General features: G+C 29.7%; 25 protein-coding genes and 2 other annotated features. All 25 genes read left to right on the top strand.

Annotation, left to right across the window (positions count from 1 at the left end; genetic code table 11):
- Positions 1-159 precede the first annotated feature (159 nt).
- Positions 160-1,089: an AEC family transporter gene (locus LJD32_RS10730; protein ID WP_147580847.1), complete on the top strand. Its 930-nt coding sequence runs from the start codon at positions 160-162 to the stop codon at positions 1,087-1,089.
- Positions 1,090-1,137: 48 nt separating this feature from the next.
- Positions 1,138-1,710: a hypothetical protein gene (locus LJD32_RS10735; protein WP_032089435.1), complete on the top strand. Its 573-nt coding sequence runs from the start codon at positions 1,138-1,140 to the stop codon at positions 1,708-1,710.
- Between the two features lie 133 nt (positions 1,711-1,843).
- Positions 1,844-3,289 carry a S41 family peptidase gene (locus LJD32_RS10740; protein WP_227392354.1) on the top strand — a complete coding sequence of 482 codons (1,446 nt, stop codon included), beginning with the start codon at positions 1,844-1,846 and terminating at the stop codon, positions 3,287-3,289.
- A gap of 12 nt (positions 3,290-3,301) precedes the next feature.
- Positions 3,302-5,275: an excinuclease ABC subunit UvrB gene (uvrB, locus tag LJD32_RS10745; protein WP_107030316.1), complete on the top strand. Its 1,974-nt coding sequence runs from the start codon at positions 3,302-3,304 to the stop codon at positions 5,273-5,275.
- Positions 5,265-6,623 carry a CCA tRNA nucleotidyltransferase gene (locus LJD32_RS15515; protein WP_227392355.1) on the top strand — a complete coding sequence of 453 codons (1,359 nt, stop codon included), beginning with the start codon at positions 5,265-5,267 and terminating at the stop codon, positions 6,621-6,623. Before uvrB ends, LJD32_RS15515 begins: the two co-directional genes overlap by 11 nt.
- Positions 6,613-9,432 carry an excinuclease ABC subunit UvrA gene (gene uvrA / locus LJD32_RS10755; RefSeq protein ID WP_227392356.1) on the top strand — a complete coding sequence of 940 codons (2,820 nt, stop codon included), beginning with the start codon at positions 6,613-6,615 and terminating at the stop codon, positions 9,430-9,432. The genes LJD32_RS15515 and uvrA overlap by 11 nt, the downstream gene beginning before the upstream one ends.
- An 11-nt stretch (positions 9,433-9,443) precedes the next feature.
- Positions 9,444-10,385 carry an HPr(Ser) kinase/phosphatase gene (hprK, locus tag LJD32_RS10760; RefSeq protein ID WP_032089430.1) on the top strand — a complete coding sequence of 314 codons (942 nt, stop codon included), beginning with the start codon at positions 9,444-9,446 and terminating at the stop codon, positions 10,383-10,385.
- Entirely contained in the window at positions 10,382-11,185 is an 804-nt protein-coding gene (gene lgt / locus LJD32_RS10765; RefSeq protein ID WP_200765099.1) for a prolipoprotein diacylglyceryl transferase, read from the top strand. Before hprK ends, lgt begins: the two co-directional genes overlap by 4 nt.
- Before the next feature lie 60 nt (positions 11,186-11,245).
- A complete protein-coding gene (gene ppaX, locus LJD32_RS10770; protein ID WP_117347508.1) occupies positions 11,246-11,893 on the top strand; it encodes a pyrophosphatase PpaX in 648 nt (215 codons plus the stop codon).
- Positions 11,887-12,789 carry a thioredoxin-disulfide reductase gene (gene trxB, locus LJD32_RS10775; RefSeq protein WP_175301880.1) on the top strand — a complete coding sequence of 301 codons (903 nt, stop codon included), beginning with the start codon at positions 11,887-11,889 and terminating at the stop codon, positions 12,787-12,789. The genes ppaX and trxB overlap by 7 nt, the downstream gene beginning before the upstream one ends.
- Before the next feature lie 81 nt (positions 12,790-12,870).
- Positions 12,871-13,719, top strand: a complete 849-nt coding sequence (gene rapZ, locus LJD32_RS10780) for an RNase adapter RapZ (protein ID WP_119362708.1) — start codon at positions 12,871-12,873, stop codon at positions 13,717-13,719.
- Positions 13,719-14,669, top strand: a complete 951-nt coding sequence (gene whiA, locus LJD32_RS10785; protein ID WP_022001630.1) for a DNA-binding protein WhiA — start codon at positions 13,719-13,721, stop codon at positions 14,667-14,669. Before rapZ ends, whiA begins: the two co-directional genes overlap by 1 nt.
- The gene (locus tag LJD32_RS10790; protein ID WP_022001629.1) at positions 14,662-14,880 is read left to right on the top strand and encodes a helix-turn-helix domain-containing protein; all 219 of its coding nucleotides are present in this window, start codon (positions 14,662-14,664) and stop codon (positions 14,878-14,880) included. Before whiA ends, LJD32_RS10790 begins: the two co-directional genes overlap by 8 nt.
- Before the next feature lie 10 nt (positions 14,881-14,890).
- Positions 14,891-15,175, top strand: coding sequence for a hypothetical protein (locus LJD32_RS10795; protein ID WP_022001628.1), 285 nt, complete (start codon positions 14,891-14,893; stop codon positions 15,173-15,175).
- A 49-nt stretch (positions 15,176-15,224) separates the two neighbouring features.
- Positions 15,225-15,459: a binding site (T-box leader), on the top strand.
- A gap of 58 nt (positions 15,460-15,517) precedes the next feature.
- Complete coding sequence (locus LJD32_RS10800; RefSeq protein WP_119362711.1) at positions 15,518-16,339, top strand: MetQ/NlpA family ABC transporter substrate-binding protein; 822 nt, start codon at positions 15,518-15,520, stop codon at positions 16,337-16,339.
- Between the two features lie 11 nt (positions 16,340-16,350).
- The gene (msrA, locus tag LJD32_RS10805; protein ID WP_119362712.1) at positions 16,351-16,833 is read left to right on the top strand and encodes a peptide-methionine (S)-S-oxide reductase MsrA; all 483 of its coding nucleotides are present in this window, start codon (positions 16,351-16,353) and stop codon (positions 16,831-16,833) included.
- Between the two features lie 13 nt (positions 16,834-16,846).
- Positions 16,847-17,815: a methionine ABC transporter ATP-binding protein gene (locus LJD32_RS10810; protein WP_227392357.1), complete on the top strand. Its 969-nt coding sequence runs from the start codon at positions 16,847-16,849 to the stop codon at positions 17,813-17,815.
- Positions 17,812-18,447, top strand: a complete 636-nt coding sequence (locus tag LJD32_RS10815) for a methionine ABC transporter permease (RefSeq protein ID WP_227392358.1) — start codon at positions 17,812-17,814, stop codon at positions 18,445-18,447. Before LJD32_RS10810 ends, LJD32_RS10815 begins: the two co-directional genes overlap by 4 nt.
- Before the next feature lie 50 nt (positions 18,448-18,497).
- Positions 18,498-19,850, top strand: a complete 1,353-nt coding sequence (locus LJD32_RS10820) for a zinc ribbon domain-containing protein (RefSeq protein ID WP_227392359.1) — start codon at positions 18,498-18,500, stop codon at positions 19,848-19,850.
- Between the two features lie 62 nt (positions 19,851-19,912).
- Positions 19,913-21,103 (top strand): DUF5050 domain-containing protein, encoded by a 1,191-nt coding sequence (locus LJD32_RS10825; RefSeq protein ID WP_147580855.1) that lies wholly within the window; start codon positions 19,913-19,915, stop codon positions 21,101-21,103.
- A 9-nt stretch (positions 21,104-21,112) separates the two neighbouring features.
- Positions 21,113-22,444, top strand: coding sequence for a UDP-N-acetylmuramoyl-tripeptide--D-alanyl-D-alanine ligase (locus LJD32_RS10830; RefSeq protein WP_147580856.1), 1,332 nt, complete (start codon positions 21,113-21,115; stop codon positions 22,442-22,444).
- 3 nt (positions 22,445-22,447) lie between these two features.
- The gene (locus LJD32_RS10835; RefSeq protein WP_052010785.1) at positions 22,448-23,074 is read left to right on the top strand and encodes a lysozyme family protein; all 627 of its coding nucleotides are present in this window, start codon (positions 22,448-22,450) and stop codon (positions 23,072-23,074) included.
- A 10-nt stretch (positions 23,075-23,084) separates the two neighbouring features.
- On the top strand, positions 23,085-24,125 hold the full coding sequence (locus LJD32_RS10840) for a D-alanine--D-alanine ligase family protein (protein ID WP_147580858.1): 1,041 nt from the start codon (positions 23,085-23,087) through the stop codon (positions 24,123-24,125).
- A gap of 101 nt (positions 24,126-24,226) precedes the next feature.
- Positions 24,227-24,477, top strand: a binding site (T-box leader).
- Positions 24,478-24,537: 60 nt separating this feature from the next.
- Positions 24,538-26,214 (top strand): 2-isopropylmalate synthase, encoded by a 1,677-nt coding sequence (gene leuA, locus LJD32_RS10845; RefSeq protein WP_032089417.1) that lies wholly within the window; start codon positions 24,538-24,540, stop codon positions 26,212-26,214.
- A 13-nt stretch (positions 26,215-26,227) separates the two neighbouring features.
- The gene (gene ilvN / locus LJD32_RS10850; protein ID WP_147580860.1) at positions 26,228-26,716 is read left to right on the top strand and encodes an acetolactate synthase small subunit; all 489 of its coding nucleotides are present in this window, start codon (positions 26,228-26,230) and stop codon (positions 26,714-26,716) included.
- Positions 26,717-26,764 lie beyond the last annotated feature (48 nt).

The following is a 26,764-nucleotide window of genomic DNA, read 5'->3' on the forward strand; positions in this document are numbered from 1 at the left end:
CGGCGAAGATAGTACATTGTGCGAAAATAGCTCGTTGCCAGTTCCTTCTTTTTTTTTATGTTTTAAGAATTTTTCCTTAAGTGGTTTTTTATTTTCAAATAATGAAAGCTTTTACATATTTAAAATAATTAGTATAAACTATCCCTTGAGGTGAATATAATGGAATTAAGTATTTTGTTAATTCAACAAATATGTCAATTATTTATTATGATCTTTTTTGGCTTTTTGCTTGTAAGAGGTCGAGTTTTAACAGCGGAAAATAGTAAAGTATTATCTATTTTACTTTTATATGTTGCATGCCCTTGTGCCATTATCAATTCTTTTATGATTGATTTTACATCAGATAAGTTGATTGGTTTAGGAATATCTTTTTTAGGGGCTATTTTAGTACATATCATTTTTATTCCACTTGCTAATTTATTAGGAAAAATTTTTGGTTTTACACCTATTGAAAAAGCAACACTTATTTATTCAAATTCTGGTAATTTAATTATTCCTTTAGTAGGAGCCATTTTAGGAAATGAATGGGTCATTTATTCAAGTGGTTATATGGTTATACAAACTATTTTATTATGGACACATGCTAAAAGTCTTGTTTGTAATGAACCATCATTTGATATAAAAAAGATTCTATTAAATATTAATATTATTGCTATCATTATTGGAATTTGTCTTTTTATGTTCCAATTACAATTACCATCTTTACTTGTTGATACTTTTTCTAAAGTAGGAAGTATGATGGGACCATTAGCGATGATTGTTATTGGAATGCTTATTGGAGAAATGGATTTAAGGAGTATTTTTGTAGAAAAGAGAACATATTTAATTTCTTTATTTAGATTAGTTGTCTTTCCATTAATTATGATTCTTATTTTTAAATTTACAGGTATGTCTCGTTTAACAGTTGATGCTGACAAAATTTTGTTGATTACAATTTTAGCTGCATCTGCACCACCAGCGGCAACAATTACACAATTTGCACAACTCTATAATAAACATCCAGGGTATGCAAGTATTATGAATGTAATGGGGGTTATTTTTAGTATTATTACAATGCCATTCATGATTATGATTTATCAATTATTATAAAAGGTAGAAATACCTTTTTTATTTATAGTTTAATAAAAGGAGTTAGAAATGAAAAAAATATTATGTATTTTATTATTACTTCTTACAGGGTGTTCCTCTAAAACATCAATGATAGAAATCCAAAAACATGTTTATGTAGAAAAAGAATTTAAAGATAGTTGGTTAGAAACTAATGAATTTGGTGATAGCTATATTAAAGAAGAACTCCAAGGAGGATACCATTATCATTTTGATCAACAGTTTTTAGAAATATTTTTTAATACTGGCGGGAAGATAGAACTTTATAACTACAGTATTAAAAAGAATGATTTGATTATTTCAGGGGAAATGATTCCTCCTAAAACGATTCGTTTAGTTCATCCACATCTTGATAATGTGACAAGTGAAGGAGTAATTATTCATGAATTAGGTCATTATTTTGATGAAAAACATCAATTTAGTTCTTCTAAACAGTTTACAAAGTTATATAAGAAATATAGAACATTATTTAATCAAAAGACAAAAAAAGAATATTTTGCAGAATGTTTTAAAGAATATGTTGGTGGTCATCAAGAAAAGGTGAAACCATTTCATTCATATATGAAGACAATTACTCAAAAAATACGCCAAAAAAATAAATGAGCTATGCAAAAAGCGTGACTTATGAATAAAAAAACGATATAATGTGTCTAAAAAAGAAACTAATAAATAGGTTTTGATAAATGATATTAATGCACTTTAAAATATGATAATATGTTATGGTGAGGTGAAAATGATGGATGATTTTATTAGACCGCCAAAAAAAGAAGTAAAACAAGAAACAAAACAAAGACCAATCAAAGAAGTTTTAATTGTTATTTTGATTATTGTCTGTCTTGCAATTGGGTATTTTGCAGGCTATGTTTCAAAAAAGAATGTTATTGTTAAAAGTAAAAATGATAGCAGTATTATTAATGAAGTTTATGATACTTTAGATAAGTATTGGGTAAATACGAATGATCAAGATGTAAATTTAAATACCTCTGCTATTGAAGGAATGGTTGCAGGATTAAATGATCCTCATTCAAGTTATCTAACAAGCAAAGAAGCTGTTGAATTTAATCAAACAGTTGCTGGAAATTATCAAGGCATCGGTGTAGGTTTTTCTATGGTAGAACAAGGGGCCATGATTACTAAAGTATATAGTGATTCACCAGCAAGTAAAGCAGGCTTAAAAGTTGGCGATATTATCACAAAAGCGGATGGAAATGAATTAGCACAAGCAAGTACTGATCAAGTAAGAGACTATGTGCGAGGTGAAGATGGAACAGAAGTTACATTAACGATTTTAAGTAATCAAAAAACAAGTGATGTGACAGTTACAAGAGGCGCATTAGATACTTCTGCTTTTTATGAAATAAGAAAACAAGGAAATGTATCTTTTGGATATATTGAATTATCAACTTTTGGAACAGATACTGCTAAGCAAGTAGAAACAGCCTTAGAAATGTTTAAAAAGAAAAATATTCAAACATTAGTTATTGATTTAAGAGATAATGGTGGAGGCTATTTAACAGCTGCTACAGATATTTTAGATTTATTCTTTACTTCAGATGAAGTAATTTATCAAATGAAAGAAAAAAATAGTGCAGCAAAAAAATATTATGCAGAATCAGATAAAAAATATGAATTTGAAAATGGTTATATTCTTGTAAATGAAAATACAGCAAGTGCTTCTGAATTAACAGCAGGAGCTTTACAAAGTGAAAAAGGATATCAACTTATTGGAAAAACAACTTATGGAAAAGGGAGTGCACAAACTCAAAAAACGCTTTCTGATGGATCAGTTTTAAAGTATACGTATGCTAAATGGATGATTCCTAATGGGACATGTATTAATGGAAAGGGTCTAACACCTGATGAAGAAGTTGATAATGTTTCATTATCAGGAATTACAACAAAAGATGTAAAAGAAACCTTAAAAGTTGATTGTGTAAATACACGTATTAAATCTATGCAAAAGATGCTCAATATTTTAGGATATTCTGTTGATCGAGAAGATGGTTATTTTTCAGTTAATACACAAGCAGCATTACAACAATTTGAAACAGATAATCATTTAAATGTAGATGGAGAGTATAGTCAAAGTGATAAACAAATGCTGGTTGCAAGAATGATGATTTATATCAATAATCATGAAAATGATAAACAGTATGATCAGTTAATGAAAATCATAAAATAAGGTGGTGAAACTATGTCTCAGTTTAAACTCGTTTCTCCTTTTCAACCAATGGGAGATCAAGTTCAAGCTATTCAAGAACTTGTAGATGGTTTAAAAGCAGGTAAAAAGGAACAAGTCTTACTTGGGGGAACTGGAACAGGAAAAACATTTACTGTTGCTAATGTTATCAAAGAATATAATAAACCAGCGTTGGTTTTAGCACATAATAAAACATTAGCAGGACAATTATATTCAGAGTTAAAAGAATTTTTTCCTGAAAATAGAGTAGAGTACTTTATTTCAAACTTCGATTTTTATCAACCAGAAGCTTATATTCCAGGTAGAGATCTCTATATTGATAAAAATGCAAAAACAAATTATGAAATTGAAATGTTGCGTTCAGCAGCAATGAATTCACTTATTGAAAGAGAAGATGTCATTGTTGTTGCTTCAGTTGCTTCTATTTATGGACTTGGAAATCCTGAACAGTATAAAGAAATGATTTTCTCATTACGTGTTGATCAAGATATTGATCGTAGAGAATTATTGACATTTTTAGTCGATCGTCAATATCAAAGAAATGATATTGAACAAACTAAAGGAACTTTTAGGGTTCGTGGTGATGTTATTGAAATTGTTCCAGGACATAGTGAAAGTTATTTGATTCGTATTGAATTATTTGGAGATACAGTAGAACGTATTTGTGAAGTAGATCCCCTTACAGGACATATTTTAGGTTCTTATAATACGTATACTATTTATCCTGCTTATGGATATGTAACGAAAAAGGAACAAATGTTAAAAGCTTGTGATACGATTTCTAAGGAATTAGAAGAACGATTACAGTATTTTAAAGATGAAACAAAGCTATTAGAGTATGAACGTCTTGATCAAAGAACGAGACATGACGTGGAAATGTTAAGAGAAGTGGGAATGTGTCCAGGAATTGAAAATTATTCACGACATATCGATGGACGAAAAGCAGGTCAAAGACCTTATACATTGATTGATTATTTTCCTAAAGATTTTTTACTTGTCGTAGATGAAAGTCATGTTATGCTTCCACAAATTAGAGGAATGTATAATGGGGATCGTTCTCGTAAAGAAACATTAGTAGAATATGGTTTTAGACTTCCAAGTGCTTTGGATAATAGACCACTTGTTTTTGAAGAGTTTGAAGATTTGATTCATCAAGCTATCTTTGTTTCTGCAACGCCAGGTGATTATGAACTAGATAAGGTTCATCATCAAGTTGTTGAACAAATTATTAGACCAACAGGGCTATTAGATCCAATCATAGAAGTAAGACCTATTGATGGTCAAGTAGATGATATTATTGATGAAATTCATCAACGTATTGAAAAAAATGAACGTGTATTGATTACCACACTTACTAAAAGAATGGCAGAAGACCTCAGTGCTTATCTTGTAGAACTTGGGTTAAAAGTTGCTTATTTGCATAGTGATACTAAAACATTAGAAAGAACAGAAATTTTAAGAGATCTACGTCTTGGAAAATATGATGTTTTAGTGGGTATCAACTTGTTAAGAGAAGGATTAGACTTACCAGAAGTTTCTCTTGTTTGTATTTTAGATGCTGATAAGGAAGGTTTTTTAAGATCGGAAAGATCATTGATTCAAACTATTGGACGTGCTGCTAGAAATAGTCATGGTAAAGTTATTATGTATGGTGATAAAATTACTGATTCTATGCAAAAGGCCATTGATGAAACAGCAAGACGTCGTGAAATACAAGAAAAATATAATAAGGAACATGGTATTATTCCTCAAACAATCAAAAAGGAAATTAGAGAAGCTATCCATGGACAAGAAAATGTGGATGAAGCCATTTCTCTTGTTAAAAAAGGTAAGAAAGCGAAGAAGAAAGATAAAGAAACACTTATTAAAGAACTTGAAAAACAAATGAAAGAAGCAGCAAAAGCACTTGATTTTGAAAGAGCAATGGAACTTAGAGATATGATGTTGGAGTTGCAAGGTGAAGTTTGAGTTTAATCATTTAGAAAAAAGTGTTTTAGATTCTTTATCTAAAAAGGGTCGAGTTTATCTTGTAGGTGGTATTGTTAGAGATATGGTGATGTATCAAAAGGTGGATTACCATGATGTAGATGTAGAAATCTATGATCTAGAAATAGATGAGATTATTTATATTTTATCTCAATATGGAAAAGTAAACGAGGTAGGTAAAAGTTTTGGTATTTTAAAATTGGATTGTTTACCAAACTTTGATTTTGCTTTACCTCGTATTGAAAGAAAAAAAGGACAAACACATCGAGAATTTGAGGTAGAAGTTCATAAAAATTTAGATATGAAAATAGCATGTCGTAGAAGAGATTTTACAATTAATGCAATGATGTATGATTATCAAAATGAAAAGCTGATAGATTATTATCAAGGACAAGAAGATATTAAAAATAAATGTTTAAAAATGGTTGATGAAAAAACATTTTATGAAGATCCTTTAAGAGTATTAAGATTAGCTCAATTTATGGCTCGTTTTGAATTTCAAGTGGATTTAAAAACAAAAGAGATTTGTCAAAAAATGGTCAATGAAGGAGTTTTACAATATTTATCTTTAGAACGAATTCAACAAGAATATAATAAGTTATTGATGTCTTCACATCCATCAATGGGTTTAAAATTCTTATTAGAACTCAATGCTCTTATTCGTCCTTTAGAAACATTAGCAACATGTCCACAAAGATTAGATTTTCATCCTGAAGGAAATGTGATGAATCATACTTTATTAGTTGTTGACTTAGCTGCTTTATGTAAAGATAAAACAAGTTGGCCACTTGCTTTCATGTGGAGTGCTTTACTTCATGATATAGGAAAACCATTAGTAACAACTCCTGAAGGAAAAGCACCAGGGCATAATGAAAGTGGTGTAAAAGTTTTTAATCAATATTTTAGTCATTTTTTTACAAATAAAAAAATGAAAAAATATATTCGTACAATGATCTATTATCATATGCATTTGATGAATATGGTAAGAAATCAAAGCAAAGATTATAGTTACTATAAATTATTAAAAGGAATAGAAGGAATTTTTCCTTTAAACGATTTAGTATGTATGTCGAAATGTGATAAGTTAGGACGACTTGCAAATCGTCCAGAAACAATTTCAACATTAGATACTTATGTTGAAGAAAAGGTTTCAAGATGTGGAAATCATGCATTAAAACCTTTTGTGGATGGTAAACTCTTAATAGAATTAGGATTTAAACCTAATCAAGATTTTAAAGAATTACTTGATTGGGCCTATGATTTACAAATGAGAGGGCATGACAAAGAAAGTGTTATTCAATTATTGAAAGGAAGAAAAGATGGAAAATAAATTAATTATTCGAGGAGCAAGAGAAAATAATTTAAAAAACATTAATATCGATATTCCTAAAAATAAACTTGTTATTATGACAGGTCTTTCTGGTTCAGGGAAAACATCTTTAGCTTTTGATACAATTTATGCTGAAGGACAAAGAAGATATGTAGAATCACTAAGTGCTTATGCAAGACAGTTTTTAGGCAATATGGAAAAACCAGATGTTGATGCGATTGAAGGTTTATCACCTGCTATTGCAATTGATCAAAAAACAACTTCTAACAATCCACGCTCAACTGTAGGAACAGTTACAGAAATCTATGATTATTTAAGATTGTTATATGCACGTGTAGGAAAAGCTTATTGTCCTAAACATGATGTTGTTATTGAAAGTCAAACAATTAAACAAATGGCAGATACGATTGATCAATACGCTGATGGCGATCGTTTAATGGTTGTCGCAAGAGTTGTTAAAAGAAAGAAAGGAACTTTTAAAGATTATTTTGCGGACTTATTAAAAGATGGTTATTTACGTGTGGTTGTTGATGGACAAAATTACATGTTGGATGAAGAAATCGAACTTGATAAAAATAAAAAACATGATATTGATGTCGTTATTGATCGTATTATCAAAAAAGAAGGTTATCGTAGTCGTTTAGTAGATTCTTTAGAAGTCGGTTTGAAACTAACGGGTGGAGAAGTCATTGTTCAAAACTTAACAACAAAAACAGAAGAACTTTTTAGTGAACATCTTGCTTGTCCAATTTGTGGTTTTTCTGTTCCTAAATTAGAACCACGTTTATTTTCATTTAATAATCCATTAGGAGCTTGTCCGGATTGTCGTGGATTAGGGATTAAAAATGAAGTGGATGTTGATTTATTGATTCCAGATTGGAGTAAATCAATTAATGAAGGTGGACTTCGTTATTTTAAAACAGCAGTCGGAACAAATCGTATTGAATGGCAAAGATTTTTAGTTCTTTGTAAGAAATATAAAATAGATTTAGATAAACCATTAAAAGATTTTACAAAACAAGAATTAAGTTATATTCTTGATGGTTCGAGAGAACCTATTAGTTATGAAATCGTATCAGATAGTGGAAATGTCTCACGTACAACAAAATTTATTGAAGGTGTGAGAACATTAATTGCAAGAAGATATGAAGAAACAACTTCAAAATGGTCAAAAGAATGGTATGCATCCTTTATGTCAGAACATACTTGTCCTACATGTAAGGGAAGAAGACTTAATGATCAAGTTCTTTCTGTAAGAGTCGGTGGTTTAAATATTGCTGAATTTACAGAACAATCAATTGAGGATGCTTTACATTTTATTCAAAATATAAAATTAACAGACTATGAAATGAATATTGCTCGATTAGTTGTTAAAGAAATCAATGATCGTCTTACATTCTTAAATAATGTTGGTCTTGGTTACTTAACACTTGCTAGACGTGCAGGAGGATTATCTGGTGGAGAAGCTCAACGTATCCGTCTAGCAACTCAAATTGGAACACGTCTTACGGGAGTGTTATATGTTTTAGATGAACCATCTATTGGTTTACATCAAAGAGATAATGAAAAGCTTATTAAATCTTTACAAGATATTAGAGATTTAGGAAATAGCGTTCTCGTTGTTGAACATGATGAAGATACAATGAAAGCTTCAGATTTTATTGTTGATATTGGTCCAGGAGCTGGCGTTCATGGTGGACAAGTCATTTGTGCAGGAACACCAGAAGAAGTTATGAATTGTAAAGATTCTATTACAGGACAATATTTATCTGGAAATAGAAAGATTGAAGTCCCTCAAAAACGACGTAAAGGGAATGGCTTATTTATTGAAGTTAAAGGGGCTAAGGAACACAATTTAAAGAATATTAATGTTAAATTTCCTCTTGGTAAATTCAATGTCGTTACAGGAGTATCAGGAAGTGGTAAATCAACATTAGTGAATGATATTTTAGGAAAATCATTAATGAGATATGTTTATCAATCAAAAGAGAGACCAGGTTTACATAAAGAAATCTTAGGAATTGAAAATATTGATAAAGTCATAGAAGTTTCACAAGATCCAATTGGAAGAACACCACGTTCAAATCCAGTAACTTATACAGGTGTCTTCGATGATATTCGCGATTTATTTGCACAAACAAATGAAGCGAAAATGAGAGGTTATGATAAAGGAAGATTCTCATTTAACGTTAAAGGTGGTCGTTGTGAAGCGTGTCAAGGTGATGGACTAAAGAAAATTTCAATGCACTTTTTACCAGATGTCTACGTTCCTTGCGAACAATGTGAAGGTAAACGATATAATGAAGAAACTTTACAAGTGACTTATAAAGATAAAAATATTTATGATGTTTTAGAAATGACAGTAGAAGAAGCGGTAGATTTCTTTGATAATTTACCAAAAATTAGAAATAAGATCCAAACACTTTATGATGTTGGTCTTGGTTATATTAAACTTGGTCAAAGTGCAACAACTCTTTCTGGTGGAGAAGCTCAAAGAGTTAAACTTGCAAGTGAATTACAAAAGAAGTCAACAGGGAAAACTGTTTATATTCTTGATGAACCAACAACTGGATTACACAGTCATGATGTTGCAAGACTTATCGATGTTTTACAACGTATTGTTGATCAAGGAGATACAATTATTGTTATTGAACATAATTTAGATGTTATTAAAGTAGCAGATCATATCATTGATTTAGGACCTGAAGGTGGAGCTGGAGGAGGAACAATTGTTGTTACAGGTACTCCAGAAAAAGTAGCAAAGTGTGAAAAAAGTTATACAGGTCAGTTCTTGAAATCAATGCTTTAAGGAGAAAAAAGATGAAATCAATTACAGTAGAAAAATTATTAGGGAATAATAAAAATTATCAACAAGTTACAGGAAATGAAGAATCTTTAAAAAGAGTTATTTTAACTGGTGAAATCAATCGACCAGGTTTTGAATTAGCAGGATTCTTCAAACATAGTGACTTTAGAAGAATTATTGTCTTTGGTGATAAAGAAATGGCTTTTATTGCTGAGATGACAGAAGAAAGACAAAAAGAAATCTTTCCGTGTTTAATTAATGAAGAAGTACCTTGTATTGTAATTTGTAAAGGACATCCTTGTCCTGAAGTATTAAAAAATATTGCTGATGAAAGAAACTTTCCAATTTTTCAAACAGAAATGATTACAGGTGTTGTATCAAGTGAACTTATGAATACCTTAGAAGAAAAACTTGCAAGAGAAACATTAATGCATGGTGTTTTTCTAAATATTCATGGTAAAGGTGTCATTATTAAAGGGGATAGTGGAATCGGTAAATCAGAAATTGCTTTAGAACTTGTTAAAAGAGGCCATTTATTAGTTGCTGATGATGCTGTAGAACTTTATCGTATAGGACAAAAAATCGTTGGTAAAGCACCTGCTGTTCTTGCTAATTTATTAGAAATTAGAGGAATTGGGGTTATTGATGTTTCTAAGATGTTTGGTATTTCTGCTATTTTAGATAGAAATGATGTTGATTTGGTGATTCAGCTAGAACGTTGGGTACCATCACGTGAATATACACGTGTAGGGGTTGAAGAAAATGATATTTCAGAAGATGTTTTAGGAATTAAAATTCCTAAAATAGTTGTTCCTGTATCAAGTGGTCGTAGTATGTCGGTTATTATTGAAGCGGCAGTTATGAATATGCGTTTACGTGACGTAGGTATTGATTCAAGTAAAGAATTTGTTGAACGTATTCTTAAAAATATTGATCATAATAAACAAGAACAATGAGATTTTTCCCAAGTTTTAATACCTTTATAGAAATTGGACCACTTTCTATACAATGGTATGCAGTTTGTATATTGACAGGTGCAGCAATTGCTTATTTTTTAGGGCAATATCATTTTAAAAAATTAGATTATTCAAAAGAAATACTTTCTGATTATGTTTTTGGTTTATTATTTGTAGGAATCATTGGTGCTAGAATTTGGTATGTGATTTTTATGTGGAATGAATTGTATGCCAATAATCCGATGGAAATCATTATGATCAATCATGGAGGACTTGCTATTCAAGGAGGAGTTATCACAGGACTTATTTATAGTTATTTCTTCTTTAAAAAAAGAAATATTTCATTTCTTGTTGCGGGGGATGCCATCATGCCAGGTGTCCTTATTGCCCAAGCATGTGGGAGATGGGGAAACTTCTTTAATCAAGAAGCTTATGGAAGTGCAGTTGATTTAAGTTTCTTAAAAGCACTTCATTTACCACAGTTTATCATTGATAAAATGTATATTCATGGTCAATATTATCAACCTACATTTTTATATGAATCCTTAGGATGTGTGATTGGTTTTTTAATTATTTTCTTTATTATTAGAAAGTACCAACAAAAACAAGGAATTCAGTTTTTTACTTATTTTATTTGGTATGGAGTTATTCGTTTTTTCATAGAAGCATTTAGAACAGATAGTTTATATGTTTTTGGATTAAAAACAGCACAACTTGTTTCTATTGTATTTGTTATTGTTGGTTTAATAGGATTTATTTATTGTCATTTTAAAGGACAAGATGTATTGGAGGAAAGATAGTGCATAAGACTATCTTTTTTTTGTAAAATAGATATAATAATTTACATTAAGGAGAAAAGTATGAAAAAAGCAATTATTTTTGATTTAGATGGAACACTCTTAAATACAGATTTATTAATAAAAAAATCATTTATACACACATTTAAAAAATATAAACCAGGTTATACTTTAAGTGAAGAAGAACTGCTTTCATTTCTAGGGCCTTCTTTAAAAAATACCTTTAGTCGATATGTAGAAGAAGATCAAGTGGATGAATTAATTCAATATTATCGAGAATATAATCATGCACATCATGAAGATTATGTCACAATTTATCCATATGTTGAAGAAATGTTAAAATATTTAAAAGCACAAGACTTTCCTCTAGCTGTAGTTACAACAAAATATAAAGAAGCAGCTATATTAGGATTGGATTTATTTAATATAACACCATATTTTGATGTCATCATTGGAGAAAATGATGTGAAACGTTCAAAACCTGATCCTGAAGGAATATTGTGTGCATTAAAAAAATTAAATTGTCAAGAAGGTTATTATGTAGGTGATAATGTAACTGATATTCAAGCGGGTAAAAATGCGGGAATTAAAACAGTAGGAGTGAAATGGTCACCTAAAGGATATGCTCTTATAGAAAAAGAACATCCAGATTTGTTAATTAATGATTATCAAGAATTTATAAATTATATAAAGGAGAAAGAAAAATGTTAGATTTAATAATTATTGGTGCTGGACCTGCGGGGTTAAGTGCTTGTTTATATGCGAGTCGTGCGGGATTAGATGTTTTAATATTTGATAGTGCAGCTCCAGGTGGTAAATTAAATGTTACTGCCCAAATTGAAAACTATCCTGGACTTAAACCAACACCAGGCCCAGAAATTGCTTTTACAATGTATGAAAGTGCCTTGAGTTTTGGAGCAAAAATGGAATATGGTGAAGTTTTAGATATTAAAGATTACGGAAATTACAAAGAAGTTGTCACTGCTAAACAAACATATCAAACAAAATATGTTTTAATTGCGACAGGTACAAAAGAAAGACAAATGAATCTTGAAAAAGAAAATGAACTTGTTGGACGTGGAATTTCTTATTGTGCTGTCTGTGATGGTCCTTTCTTTAAAAATCAAGAAGTTGCTGTTATCGGTGGTGGAAATTCAGCGCTTGAAGAAGCAATGTATCTTGCAACATTATGTAAAAAAGTACATTTAATTGTAAGACGAGATGTTTTTAGAGCTGATAAAATTATTCAAGATCGTTTATTAAAAAGTGAAAATATTGAAGTTCATTTTAAAAGAAAACCAGCTGAGATTTTAGAAGAAGATAACAAAGTAAAAGGTCTTGTTTTAGAAAATAGTGAGACAGGTGAAAAAGAAGAATTAATGGTCAATGGTATTTTCCCATTTATTGGTTTGGATCCTATGACACAATGTGCAAAATCATTAGGAATTGTCAATTCAGCAGGTTATATAGATGCAAATGAAAATATGGAAACAGCTGTTAAAGGAATCTTTGTAGCAGGAGATGTAAGAAATAAACAATTAAGACAGGTTGTTACGGCTACAAATGATGGTGCTATTGCTGGACAATACATTGCTTCATTAAAATAAAAGTTCAGATGGTTACATCTGGCTTTTATTTATAGATGAATTTTGATAGAATAGATACGAAAAATAGAAAGGAGAGGTATTATGGATAAAATTGAGATTGTCATTGTTACAGGTATGTCAGGTGCTGGAAAAACAACAGCGATGGCCGCTTTTGAAAATATGGCTTATTGTTGTATTGATAATTATCCCATTGCTTTATTAGGAGCATTTTCAGAATTTTTAAAGGATAATACGAATTATCAAAGAATAGCAATGGCAGTAAGTTTAGCTGATGCGCCAAAAGCCATTCGTTTTTTAAATAATGTAGATTGGCTAAATGTGTCGGTTATTTTCTTGGACTGTGATGATAATATTATTTTAAAAAGATATAAAGAAACAAGGAGAACACATCCTATTTTGATTTCTAATAAAGCCTCTACACTTGTAGAAGCTATTGGATATGAAAGAAAATTAGCAAGACCTATTTCTAAAGAAGCAAATATGGTTATTGATACAACAAATCTAAAAGGAAATAAGTTCCAACAGTTATTAGAAAACCAATTTAATCATCAATCTATAGATCCATTTAGAATAAGTTTTGTATCCTTTGGATATAAACATGGTATACCTAAAGATGCAGATTTACTTTTTGATGTGCGTTTTTTACCAAATCCTTTCTATATAGAGGAACTTAGAAATCTTACTGGAAACGATAAAGAAGTTTATGATTATGTAATAGATAAACCTGAAACCCAAGTCTTTATTCAAAAAATGACAGATTTATTAGATTATTTATTAGAAGAATATGATAAAGAAGGAAAGACGCATGTTGTCATTGGTATTGGATGTACTGGTGGACAACATCGTTCAGTGAGCTTAACAAATTATTTTGCAGATCACTATAGTCAAAAGTATCATGTTCATCGTCTACATAGGGATGCTGTTCATTAATGAAAGTATCATTTGCTAGACAAGTTAAAGAGGAAGTTGTTTTTAATGATTTTGATATTTGTTGTCAAAAAGCTATTTTATCAGCAATTATTAAAGTCAATGGAACACTTTCTTTATCAAATCAAGGTTTATTACTTACAATAAGAACAGAAAATGCAAAAATAGCATCTAAAGTTCATAAAATGTTAAAAGAAGTGTATCATCCTCATATAGAGTTTCTTGTTTCTAGAAAAATGAAATTACAAAAAAATAATGTCTATATTCTTAAAGTCTCAAAAGCAAGAGAAATCTTAGATGATTTAGGTTTAATGAATGGATTAGGTTTCCATACACTTCCTGATAAAAAAATAATTCAAAAAGAATGTTGTAAAAGGGCATTTTTAGCGGGTATCTTTTTATCTGGAGGATCTGTCAATAACCCAGAAACATCGAATTATCATTTAGAGTTATCTGTTGATGAAGAAGAATATGCGTTATTTATTCAAGAATTAATGAATTATTTTCATTTAAATGCCAAAATGACAAAAAGAAGAAACAAATATGTTATATATTTAAAATCGGCAGAGAAGATAGGAGACTTTTTAAGAGCCATTGGTGCGAGCCAATCGGTGATGAACTTTGAAAGTACTCGTATTGATCGAAGTATGTCAAATACTGTAAACAGATGGAATAACTGTGATATTGCTAATGAGGTCAAATCAATGGCTTCTTCTAATAAACAATTAGAAGATATCAGTATTATTGAGATGTTTATGGGACTTGATATGCTTGACGAAAAAACAAGAACTGTTGCTTTGATTCGTAAAAAATATCCAGATTATACATTAAATGAATTGTGTAATGCTTATCAAGATGAAACAGGTCTGACGATTAGTAAATCGGGATTGCATCATCGTTTTAAAAAATTAAGTGAACAAGCAGCACAATTAATGCAAATGCAAAATGAATAAAGATATTCACATTTTATTTGGTTTACGAATTAAAGAATTAAGAGTGAGAGCACATATCTCTCAAGAAGAACTTTCATTTCGTTCAGGATTATCTAAAAATTATATTTCAGATGTTGAAAGAGGTACGAGAAATATTTCTTTAAAAGCTATTTCAAAATTAGCGGATGGTTTGAAAGTAGAAGTGAAGGAATTATTTAATTTTTCTAAATAGGAGTAAAAAAATGCCAATTTATCAAATTATTTTAGTTATTGCAGTTGTTATTTTAGTTTTAAGTTTATTATTAAATTTATTATTCAGTCCTATTACATGGATCATTATTGCTATTCTTGTGATTTATTCTTTTATTAGAAGATACTTATATGAAAAACAATTGAAAGAATATAATGAAAGAATTGAAAAAGAAATAGCAGAGAAAAAAGCGGCTTATCAATCAGGTCAAGCTTACCGTAATGGGAGTGACGATGTTATTGATGTAAATTATGTAGAAAAAGATGAAAATGAATAAAAACTATTGACATCTAATTCATAGAGGTATACTATGATAGCAACAATACAAAAAGACATTGAAAAGGAAAGTAATTTATTGAAAATGCCTAGAGAGTTCTTGGTTGGTGGAAAAGAAACATGGAAGATAAATGAAAATGGCCTTGGAGTTGCATACCGAGCCAAGTTGGTTAGGCTATGACGGATTCACCCGTTAAAGTGATAGAGTATGATGGTACTCGATGAGGAAATAATCGTGAGGTTATTTTAAATTAAGGTGGTAACGCGAGGTAACTCGTCCTTTGTATAAAGGACGAGTTTTTTGTTTGTTGTATTGTAATAAAAGAAAAAGGGGAAAAGAAAAATGAAAAAGGGATTAAAATTATTATTATCAGCAGCATTCGCATTATCAATTGCAGGATGTGCTAATGGATCATCAAACGATGATAAAACAATTAAAATAGGAGCAACAGCTATACCGCATGCGGAGATCTTAAATGATGTCGTTAAAGATGAGTTAGAAAAAGAAGGTTATACATTAGAAGTGACTGAATTTACAGATTATGTAACACCTAATACTTCATTAGAAGATGGAGATTTAGATGCTAACTATTTCCAAACATTAGCGTATTTAAAAGAACAAAATAAAGAAAGAAAATTACATTTAAAAGCCGTAGCCGGTATTCATTATGAAGCAATGGCTCTCTATTCAGAAAACTTAAAATCATTAGATGATTTAAAAGATGGAGCTACAATTGCTGTACCAAACGATGGTTCAAATGAATCAAGAGCACTTGCTTTACTTGCTAAAAATAACTTAATTGAATTAAACGATGATACACTTTATACAGCATCAAGTATTACAGCAAATCCACATAACTATAAAATTGAAGAATTAGAAGCAGCCAATTTACCAAACAACTTACCAGATGTAGATGTTGCAGTTATTAATGGTAACTATGCATTAGAACATAATTTAGGAGATAGCACAAACGTTTTATTAACAGAAAGTTTTACAGATGAAGAAGCACAACCTTATATCAATTACTTAGTAGTTAAAGAAGGAAATGAAAATACAGCTAAAGCAAAAGCTTTAAAGAAAGCATTACAATCAAAAAAAGTGAAAAATTATATCAAAAAATATAAAGGTTCTGTTCAAGCTGTCTTTACAGATCCTACAAAATAAGGAGATTTAAAATGAGTGTTATTTATTTAGCTGGAGGATGCTTTTGGGGCGTTCAAAAATATTTTGATCAATTTGATGGAATTATAAAAACAACAGTAGGTTATGCTAATGGGCATACTGAAAATCCAAAATATGAAGATGTTAAAGCAGAAAAAACAGGACATGTTGAAACGGTAAAAATTGAATATGATGAAAGTCTTCGAAGTTTAAATCAAATATTGGATGATTATTATAAAATAATTGATCCTACTTCTTTAAATAAACAAGGTGAAGATGAAGGTATTTCTTATCGTACAGGTATTTATTATACAAATGAAAGTGACTTAGAAATTATTCAAAATAAAACAAATGAAATTCAAAAAAATTATCAAGAAAAAGTGGTTGTTGAGATACAACCACTCGATAATTTCTATGAAGCAGAGGAGTATCATCAAAAATATTTAGAAAAGAATCCCCAAGGATATTGTCACATTGGAAAATGTTTCTTTGGTTGAGAGGAAGAGGTTTATGATTGAAATAAAAAATTTGTATAAAAGTTATGGTTCTTTAGAAGTGCTCAAAGATATTTCTTTTAAGATAGAAAAAGGAGATATTTTTGGAATCGTTGGACAAAGTGGAGCAGGTAAGTCAACATTGCTACGTTGTTTCAATGGTCTAGAGAATTTTCAAAAAGGAGAAGTGATTGTTGATGGACAAGCAATTTCATCTTTAAATAAAAAACAAATGAGTAATATTCAAAAAGAAATGGGTATGATCTTTCAAAACTTTAATCTTTTAAATAGATTAAATGTTTATGATAATATTGCTTTACCATTAAAGTTTTGGAAACAAGATCCTCATAGTTTAGAAAATAAACAGAGAATTGAAAAACTTTTGAAATTGGTGGGATTAGAAGAAAAAAGTCAAGCTTATCCTCGTCAATTAAGTGGAGGACAAAAACAAAGAGTAGCGATTGCTCGAGCACTTGTTTTAAATCCCAAAATTCTTTTATGTGATGAAGCTACATCAGCATTAGATCCACAAATTACAAGAGATATCTTAAGTCTATTATTAAAAATCAACAAAGAGATGAATATTACGATTGTAGTTGTCACACATCAAATGGAAGTTATTAAACAAATCTGTAATAAAGTCGCTTTTCTTAAAGATGGACGTGTTTTATCAGTGGGTAAACCGGAAGAACTTTTTGTGGCACCAAATCAAGAAATTCAAAAATTTGTGGGCGATGATATTGAAATTCTGCCACAAACTGGTAAAAATATTAAATTATTCTTTACAAATAATAATTCCAAATCACATACGATTACACAACTTGCTAGAACACTTGATATCAACTTTGATATCTGCCAAGGAAAACTTGAAAACTTTAGAGGTTCCATGATGGGAAGCCTTATTATCAATATTGATGAAAAAGATCTACAAGCAGTAGGAAATTATTTAGATCAAGAAAAAATTACATGGGAGGAAATTGTATGAGTGATGTTATTTTAAAAGCAACGTATGAAACGTTATATATGGTCATTGGATCAACTTTCTTTGCTGTTATTTTAGGTTTTGTTCCAGCAATTATTTTAACACTCACTGCACCGGATGGATTAAAACCAAATAAGGTCGTTTATACAATTTTAGATATTCTTGTTAATATTTTTAGAAGTTTCCCATTTGTTATTTTAATGGTCATTGTGATTCCACTTACAAGATTAATTGCTGGTAAAGCGATTGGAACGACAGCAGCTCTTGTGCCACTTACAATTTCAGCTATTCCTTTTGTTGCTAGAGTCATTGAAAGTGCATTAAGAAGTGTTGATGTTGGGTTAATTGAAGCAGCTAAATCATTTGGAGCTAGTGATTTTCAAATTATTTATCGTATTTATTTAAAAGAATCAATTCCTGCTATTTTATCAGGAATTACGCTTACAATGATTAGTATTATTGGTTATAGTGCAATGGGTGGTGCCTTAGGGGCAGGAGGACTTGGAGATATAGCGATTCGTTATGGCTATCAAGCTTATAAGATTCCTTATCTTGTTGTTACAAGTATCATCTTAATTATCTTTGTACAAATTATTCAAACAATCGGCAATCATTTATATAAAAAATTATCTTAAAAGACCCAAGCGGTCTTTTTTATGTTATGATTGAAAAAAGGAGTGGGAATATGAAATGTAAATATTGTGGAGCAGAAATAGGAAATAGCATTGAATGTCATTTATGTGGACATAAACAAATTGGGAAAACAACGTGTCCAGTATGTTCAAAACTTATTTATCCTTATCAAGAATATTGTTCTAATTGTGGAAGTCCTACAATTTATCGTAAGTCTGAGCCAATAAAAAAAGTAACCCCTGATACAAGTGTACATAGTGAAGCAAGTCATAATTATCATACAGTTTCTGAAAGTTATGATTATAAAAAGAATGCATATGATTATAAAAAACCTTTTAAAGATTTGAATAAGTATGTACCCATTCAAAAAAATAAAAAAACGTTTAATCATCCAAATGTAAGAAAAAATAAACGAATTGTTAAGATAATTATAGGAATTATTGTTGCCTTTAATTTAATTATTCCGATTGCAGGAGCAATTATTGGAATCATAGGAGATAGTTTAGAAACAGGTGAGACGACATCTTTTGATGATAGTGGAAATAGTTCATTAACAGACTTTAACATTCAACAAGATACATCACGCAGTGATTATAATTATAATTTCCAAAACAATAGTGGTGGAGTTTATATTTATCAAAATCATCTATATCTAGCAACAGGAGATCAACTTCTTAAATATGATTCAACACTTGAAAATAAAGAAGTTTTAGAAGATGGAAGTTGTGATCATCTTTATGTAGATGATCGAGGTTATTTCTATTTACAATATGGAGATTTGATTTTTGCAGATCATCAAAATAATAAAAAGACTTTATTAAATGATGCTTATGATTGTTATGTTCTTGATCAATCTATTTTCTATATTCAAAATGATAATTTATATTGTTTAACGATAGATGATCAAATGAATAAAGTAGCTAATAAAAAGATCAAAGAGAATGTAAATCATTTTAGTATTGATGATCAAAACCAACGTATTTTATATGAAAATTTAAATTATAAAAATCAATTAATTGATTTTAATGGAAATGTTTTGAAAAAAGATGTTGATAGTTATGATGATTGTTATTTTTCTAATGGTTTATTATATTATCGTACTTATCAAGGAATCTATTATGTTGATTTAGATACACAAGAGGAAAAAGAACTTAAAGAAGTTGATAATATTTATCGTTTTGCACTCGCAAGAGATGAAGCAAATCAACAAGATATTGCTTATGTAGAAAGCTTGGATGATCAATTGGATGCATATGTAGGAGATGAGCAATATGCTATTTACGATGATGCAAGAGATTATTTTGTTGCCGGTCAATATGTTGTTTTTTATGCTTATGACGATGATTATAGTCAACATTATTTTATTGGAAATAGTGAAGGAATGTATACATCAATTGGAGAATGACAATTTAGTCATTCTTTTTATTTTATGACTGTGGTAGAATAAGGTCACTAGGAGTGATAAGAATGTATTGTAGTCAATGTGGAACATATGTTGAAGATGATATGCTGTTTTGTCCTCAATGTGGAAAACAGTTAAAACCAATAAAAAAAGTTTGTATTCGTTGTCAGTTACCATTAACTGAAAATGAAGAAGTCTGTCCAGCTTGTGGAATGAGACAAACACAAGAAGAAGTAGTGGAAGAAGATCCTTATAAAGGATATTGGAAAAAGCCAATTCTTTGGATACTTTCAGCTGTTTTATGTTTATCAGCTGTTTTTCTAGGAAGTTATATGACAAGTCATCCTTTACAATCAATGTCAAGTCAAGAAAAAAATTATGTCTTAGAAGGCAAAGTGAGTACGTATAATGTTTCTGCTAATAATCAAGCAGGTGGACAATATCTAAAAGATAATCAACATCTCTATTATGTTATCAATAATCAACTTTTAGTAAGTGATTTAGATGAATTAGAAACAAGTGAAGTATTGATAGATGATTGTGTGGGCTATTTAAGTATTGAAAATCATGTTCTTTATTATTGTGATTCTCAATATAATTATCAAGCTTATGATTTAAAGACAAAAACAACGACCCAAATATTAGAAAATGTGTATTATCCAATTATAAAAAATCATGTTATTTATTATCAATTAGATCAAGATCATGAAAGTTTATATCGTTATTCATTGGATGATCAAACAAATCAAAAATTAAATGATGAAACATCTTATGATATTACAATAGATGGAAAATATATTTATTATTTAGCTAAAAATGATGAACAATATGCTTTAAAAAGAATGACAATTACAGGTGAAAATATAGAAACACTCTATGAAAAACAATGTACATTCGCTCTTGATAACAAAGATTTATATCTTACTGATAATTCACAAATTATAAAAATCAATAAAGAAACATTAAAACAAGAAACAATCAAAAAAGTAGAAAATAGAGCCATTGCTTTAGTCAATAATAAAATTGTCTATGCGACAGGAACCCAACTTAAAATGATGAGTTTAAATGGGAAAGATGATCAGATTTTATTTAAGAATATCGTTGTATCAGATTTACAAGTTTTAGGATCTGATTTATTTACCAAAGGATATGTTCAAGAAAGTGGAGTCAAATATATTGTTTTCAATATTAAAGGGCAATATAAAGCTTTAAATGAAAATACAGCACAAGAATTTGAAAATTTACAAGATGCATAGGAGAATAATATGAAAGTATATGAAATATTAGAGGCAACAAAAGGTATTTTAGTTTCTGGAAATAAAGAAGATGATATTTGTTTCTTTAGTCAAGATAGTAGACAAATGAAAAATGGAGGAATGTATATTCCTTTAAAAGGTGAAAGATTTGATGGACATGATTTTATTGAAAGTGCTTTTCAAACAGGAGCAACAGCAATTATTACCGCTAAAGATGTAAGTTATCCAGATAAAATTGTGATTAAAGTAGAAGATACTTATCAAGCTTTAAAAGATATGGCCATTTATTTAAGAAGTCATCGCCCTGTAAAGGTTGTGGGAGTTACAGGAAGTGTTGGAAAAACAAGTACACGTGATATGGTCTATAGTGTTGTTAAACAAAAATATAAAACTTTAAAAACAGAAGGTAATTATAATAATGAAATAGGTCTACCATTAACCATTTTAAGATATCAAGATGAAGAAGTCATGGTCTTAGAAATGGGGATGAATCATTTAAATGAAATGTCAAGATTATCTATGATTGCTCATCCTGATGTCTCATGTATTACCAATGTTGGAACAGCACATATTGGTGAACTAGGAAGTCGTGAAAATATTTTAAAAGCAAAGTTAGAAATTACAGATGGTATGAAAGATCAATCTACTTTAATTATTAATAATGATAATGATATGTTACAGACTGTTGATTTACCTCGTTTAAATGTTGTAAGAGTTGGAAAAAATGAAGGGGCTTCTATTCAAGCAAGTGATATTGAATTATTTGAAGATCACAGTACATTTATTGTTCATTATCATGATCAAAGTGAAAAAATTTGGGTTCCTGTTCAAGGAGAGCATAATGTTTTTAATGCGTTAATTGCAATTGCAGTAGGATTAGAGTTAGATATTTCTCTAGAAGATATTAAAAAGGGTATACAGGAGTTTGAATTAACTAAAAATAGAATGGATATTCTTGAAAAAAATCATAAAACAATTATTGATGGAACATATAATGCAAGTGTAGATTCAATGAAATCAAGTATAGATGTTCTAGCAAATTATAAAAAACGTAAAGTTGCTATTTTAGCGGATATGTTAGAACTCGGAAGTTATAGTCAACAACTTCATGAAGAAGTGGGAAACTATGTTGCTACTAAAGAAATAGACGTTTTGATTTGTATTGGAAAAGAAGCAAAGTATATGTATCAAAAAGCAAAAGAAAAAATGGAGAATGTTTATTATTTTACTTCTAATCAAGAAGTTATTGAACAATTAGATCAATTTTTAAAGAATGATGATGTGGTTTTAGTTAAAGGAAGCCACTCTATGAATTTAAAAGAAATTGTAGAAAAGATATAAGTTATGAAAAAAAAGAAAAAATTAAGATTAAAAAGACCCTTTCAGTTAATTCTTGCAGCATTATTGTTTTTATTAGCTTTTTCATTCTTTCAACTTATAAAAAATCAATTTAAGCAAGAGAATAAATTGGTTTCAACTCAGGTATTGAATTATGAAGATTTAATGCTAAAATATGCAAGGGAAAATGATATAGAAGAGTATTTAGGATTATTACAGGCAATGATGATGCAAGAATCTGGAGGACAAGGAAATGATCCAATGCAATCATCTGAATGTGAATTTAATACACAGTTTGAAAAGAAACCTAATGCTATTAGTGATCCCGAATATTCTATTCAAGTAGGTATTCGATACTTTGCTAAATGTTTAGAAAAGGCAAATGTAAGTTCTTTAAAAGATGAAAAAGGAATATTTTTAGCTTTACAATCTTATAATTATGGTATTGGATATATGAATTACGTTGAACAAACAGACAAGCAATATACTTATCAAAATGCTATAGATTTTTCTGAGAAATGTAAAAAGGATTATAACGTATCAGTCTATGGAGATAGTAAGTATGTATATCATGTTTTAAGATATTATGAAGATACTACTTTAGTAGATGATTGGTTAGAATTATATCGTTAAGGAGATTATTATGAAACAAAAATTGATGGTTGTTTGTGGTGGACAATCGAGTGAACATATTGTTTCTCGTATGTCTTGTACATCAGTAATGAATAATTTAAATAAAGAACATTATGATGTGACATTAGTAGGAATTGATCAAGATGGATCTTGGTATTTATTAGATCAAGGTCAAGCTGATTTGGCTCAAGATACTTGGTTAGAAAATTCTCAAGCTATTCAAGATATTTTTGGAGTATTAAAACAACAAGATGTTGTTTTACCAATTTTACATGGTGCTTTTGGAGAAGATGGAACAATCCAAGGTTTATTTGAATTAGCAGGTGTTCCTTATGTTGGATGTCGTGTTTTAGCTTCAGCAGTATCTATGGATAAAATCTATACAAAGAAGATTTTAGAAACTGCAGGAATTCCACAAGTAAAATCTTTATATGTTAAAAAAAGATATGATGGAAAACTTGTTGTTGTCAATAAACAATTTGATGAAATTGAAGATATTGAAAAAACAGTGGAAAAAGAATTAGGATTCCCATGTTTTATTAAAGCAAGTCGTTCTGGATCAAGTGTAGGATGTTATCGTTGTGATCATAAAGAAGATTTAATGACAAAACTTATTGAAGCTTCAAAATATGATCGTCATATTGTCGTTGAAGAATGTGTTGATTGTATCGAACTTGAAACGGCTGTTTTAGGAAATGATGATCCAATCGTTTCACGTGTTGGACAAATCATGCCTCATGGTGAATTCTATACTTTTGAATCTAAATATGAAGATGAAGAAAGTAAAACATGTATTCCTGCTTTAGTTGATCAAGAAATTCAAGATAAGATTCGTGAATATGCTTTAAGAGTATTTAAAGCAGTCGATGGACATGGTCTATCAAGAGTTGATTTCTTCTTAGATAAGAAATCAAATCAAATCTATTTAAATGAAATTAATACTTTACCTGGATTTACAAAGATTTCAATGTATCCACAATTAATGAATGATTTTGGTATTTCTTATAGTGAATTATTAGATAGAGTAATTCAATTAGCTTTCGATAAATAATAAAAAACTATTAAAATAATAATATATTTTAAATTAGTTAAATTAACTTAAAGACATTGACTTTAGTAAAAAAAAAGTCTAACATTACAAGTAACCATAAAATAAATACTTCGATAGGAACTAGTAAGTACTATTTCAAGGCGTAGAGAGATTCTGGTTGGTGGAAAGAATTGTTTGAGTAATACTGAACTCATCCTTGAGTGGAGCGCTGAACTTAAGTAGGTGGCTACGGTATGCAACCGTTATTTTGTAAGAGTATGAACTATTATGTAGCGTACTTAGCGAGGTGGATAAAGTGATTTATTCACAAATTGAGGTGGAACCACGAAGTAATATAACTCTCGTCCTCAAAATGGCCGGATTGGCTATTTTGAGACGGGAGTTTTTTTATAGTATTAAGGAGGAAATGGAAATGAATTACGAAAAGTACAAGAGATTTGAAACAATTAAATTAAAAGACCGTACTTGGCCTGATAAAACAATTGAAAAAGCACCAATTTGGTGTTCGGTTGATTTAAGAGATGGAAATCAAGCATTAATTACACCAATGAAAATAGAAGAAAAAGTGGAAATGTTTCAACTTTTAGTAGACTTAGGATTTAAAGAAATTGAAGTAGGTTTTCCTTCTTCAAGTCAAATTGAATATGATTTCTTAAGATTATTAATTGAAGAAAATTTAATTCCTGATGATGTGACTGTTCAAGTATTAACTCAAGCAAGAGAACATTTAATTAGAAAAACATTTGAAGCTTTAAAAGGATTAGATAAAGCTATCGTCCATGTTTACAATTCAACTTCTATCTTACAAAGAGACGTTGTCTTTAACAAAGATAAAGATGAAATTAAACAAATTGCAATTGATGGTGTTCAATTAGTAAAAGACTTATCAAAAGAATTTGAAGGAAAAGTGATTCTTGAATATTCACCAGAAAGTTTTACAGGAACTGAAGTTGATTATGCAATGGAAGTATGTGAAGCCGTTATGGATACATGGGGAGCAAGTAAAGATAATAAAGTGATTATCAACTTACCTTCAACTGTAGAAATGGATACACCAAATGTTTATGCTGATCAAATCGAATGGATGTGTCGTAACTTCAAAGATCGTGAAAGAGTCATTGTTTCTGTTCATCCTCATAATGATAGAGGTTGTGGAATTGCTTCAACTGAACTTGCTTTATTAGCGGGTGCTGATCGTGTTGAAGGAACGTTATTTGGTAATGGTGAAAGAACAGGAAATGTTGATGTTGTGACTGTTGCTTTAAATATGTTCACTCATGGAGTTGATCCACAATTAGAATTAGGAAGTATTAATGATATTAAACATGTTTATGAAAAATGTACAAAAATGGATATTCCACCAAGACATCCATATGTTGGACAATTAGTCTTTACAGCTTTCTCTGGAAGTCATCAAGATGCAATCAATAAAGGAATGCATGCTTTAAGAGAAAGAAATTCGAAAATGTGGGAAGTTCCATATTTACCAATTGATCCAAGTGATTTAGGTAGACAATATGAACCAATTGTTCGTATTAATTCACAATCTGGTAAAGGTGGCGTTGCTTATGTTATGGAAAGCATGTATGGTTATCATTTACCAAAAGGATTACAAGTAGACTTTGCAAAAGTGATTCAAGATATTTCTGAAGAAGAAGGAGAAGTTTCACCAGAAAGAGTTTACGATACATTTATTGAACAATATGTAGATATTAAAGAACCATATGAATTTATTAAACAAAAATTAATTGATATTTCTGAAGATGATTCTGAATTTGAAAGAAAAGCAGAAATTACTTTAAAAGATCATGGAGAAATAAGAACGATTGTTGGTTATGGTAATGGACCAATCGATGCTGTTAAAGATGCATTTAATGAAAATGGCTTTGTTTATACACATTTCTTAGATTATAGTGAACATTCATTATCATCAGGATCTAGTTCAAAAGCAGCTGCTTATGTTTATTTAAGAGTTAAAGGAAGTGCTGTTCAAGAATATGGAGTAGGGGTACATCCAAATATTACAACAGCTACAATTAAAGCCATCATTTCAGCTATGAATAGAATTCATAAACAATTAAAAAAATAGGGAGGATTAAAACATGGATAGACTTGTTTTGTCATTGCTTGTTGAAAATAATCCAGGGGTATTAAACCGTGTTGCTGGTTTATTTAGTAGACGAGGATATAACATTGAAAGTATTTCAGTAGGACAAACAAATATTAAAGGAATGTCACGTATGACAGTTGTTTCTACTGGTGATGAACAAATTTTAACGCAAATTGAAAAACAATTAGGGAAACTTGTAGAAGTCGTTGAAATTGAAAAACTTGAACCAGATGATTCAGTTTATCGAGAACTTGTCTTAATTAAAGTAGATGCAAATGCTGATCAAAGAACAAATATCAACTCAATTGTTGATATCTTTAGAGCACATATTATCGATGTTTCACCAACTTCATTAATTATAGAAGTTACTGGAAATACAAGAAAAGTCAATCAATTATTAACAATGCTTAACGGATTCAACGTGACAGAAATTGCTCGCACAGGACTCGTTGGAATGCATAGAGGAAGCCAAGGAAATTAAGGGGGACATTAAAAATGGCAAAAATTTTTTATGAATCAGATTGTGACT

The sequence above is a fragment of the Faecalibacillus sp. TM498 genome (genome assembly GCF_020589955.1).
GTDB lineage: Bacteria > Bacillota_I > Bacilli_A > Erysipelotrichales > Coprobacillaceae > Faecalibacillus > Faecalibacillus intestinalis.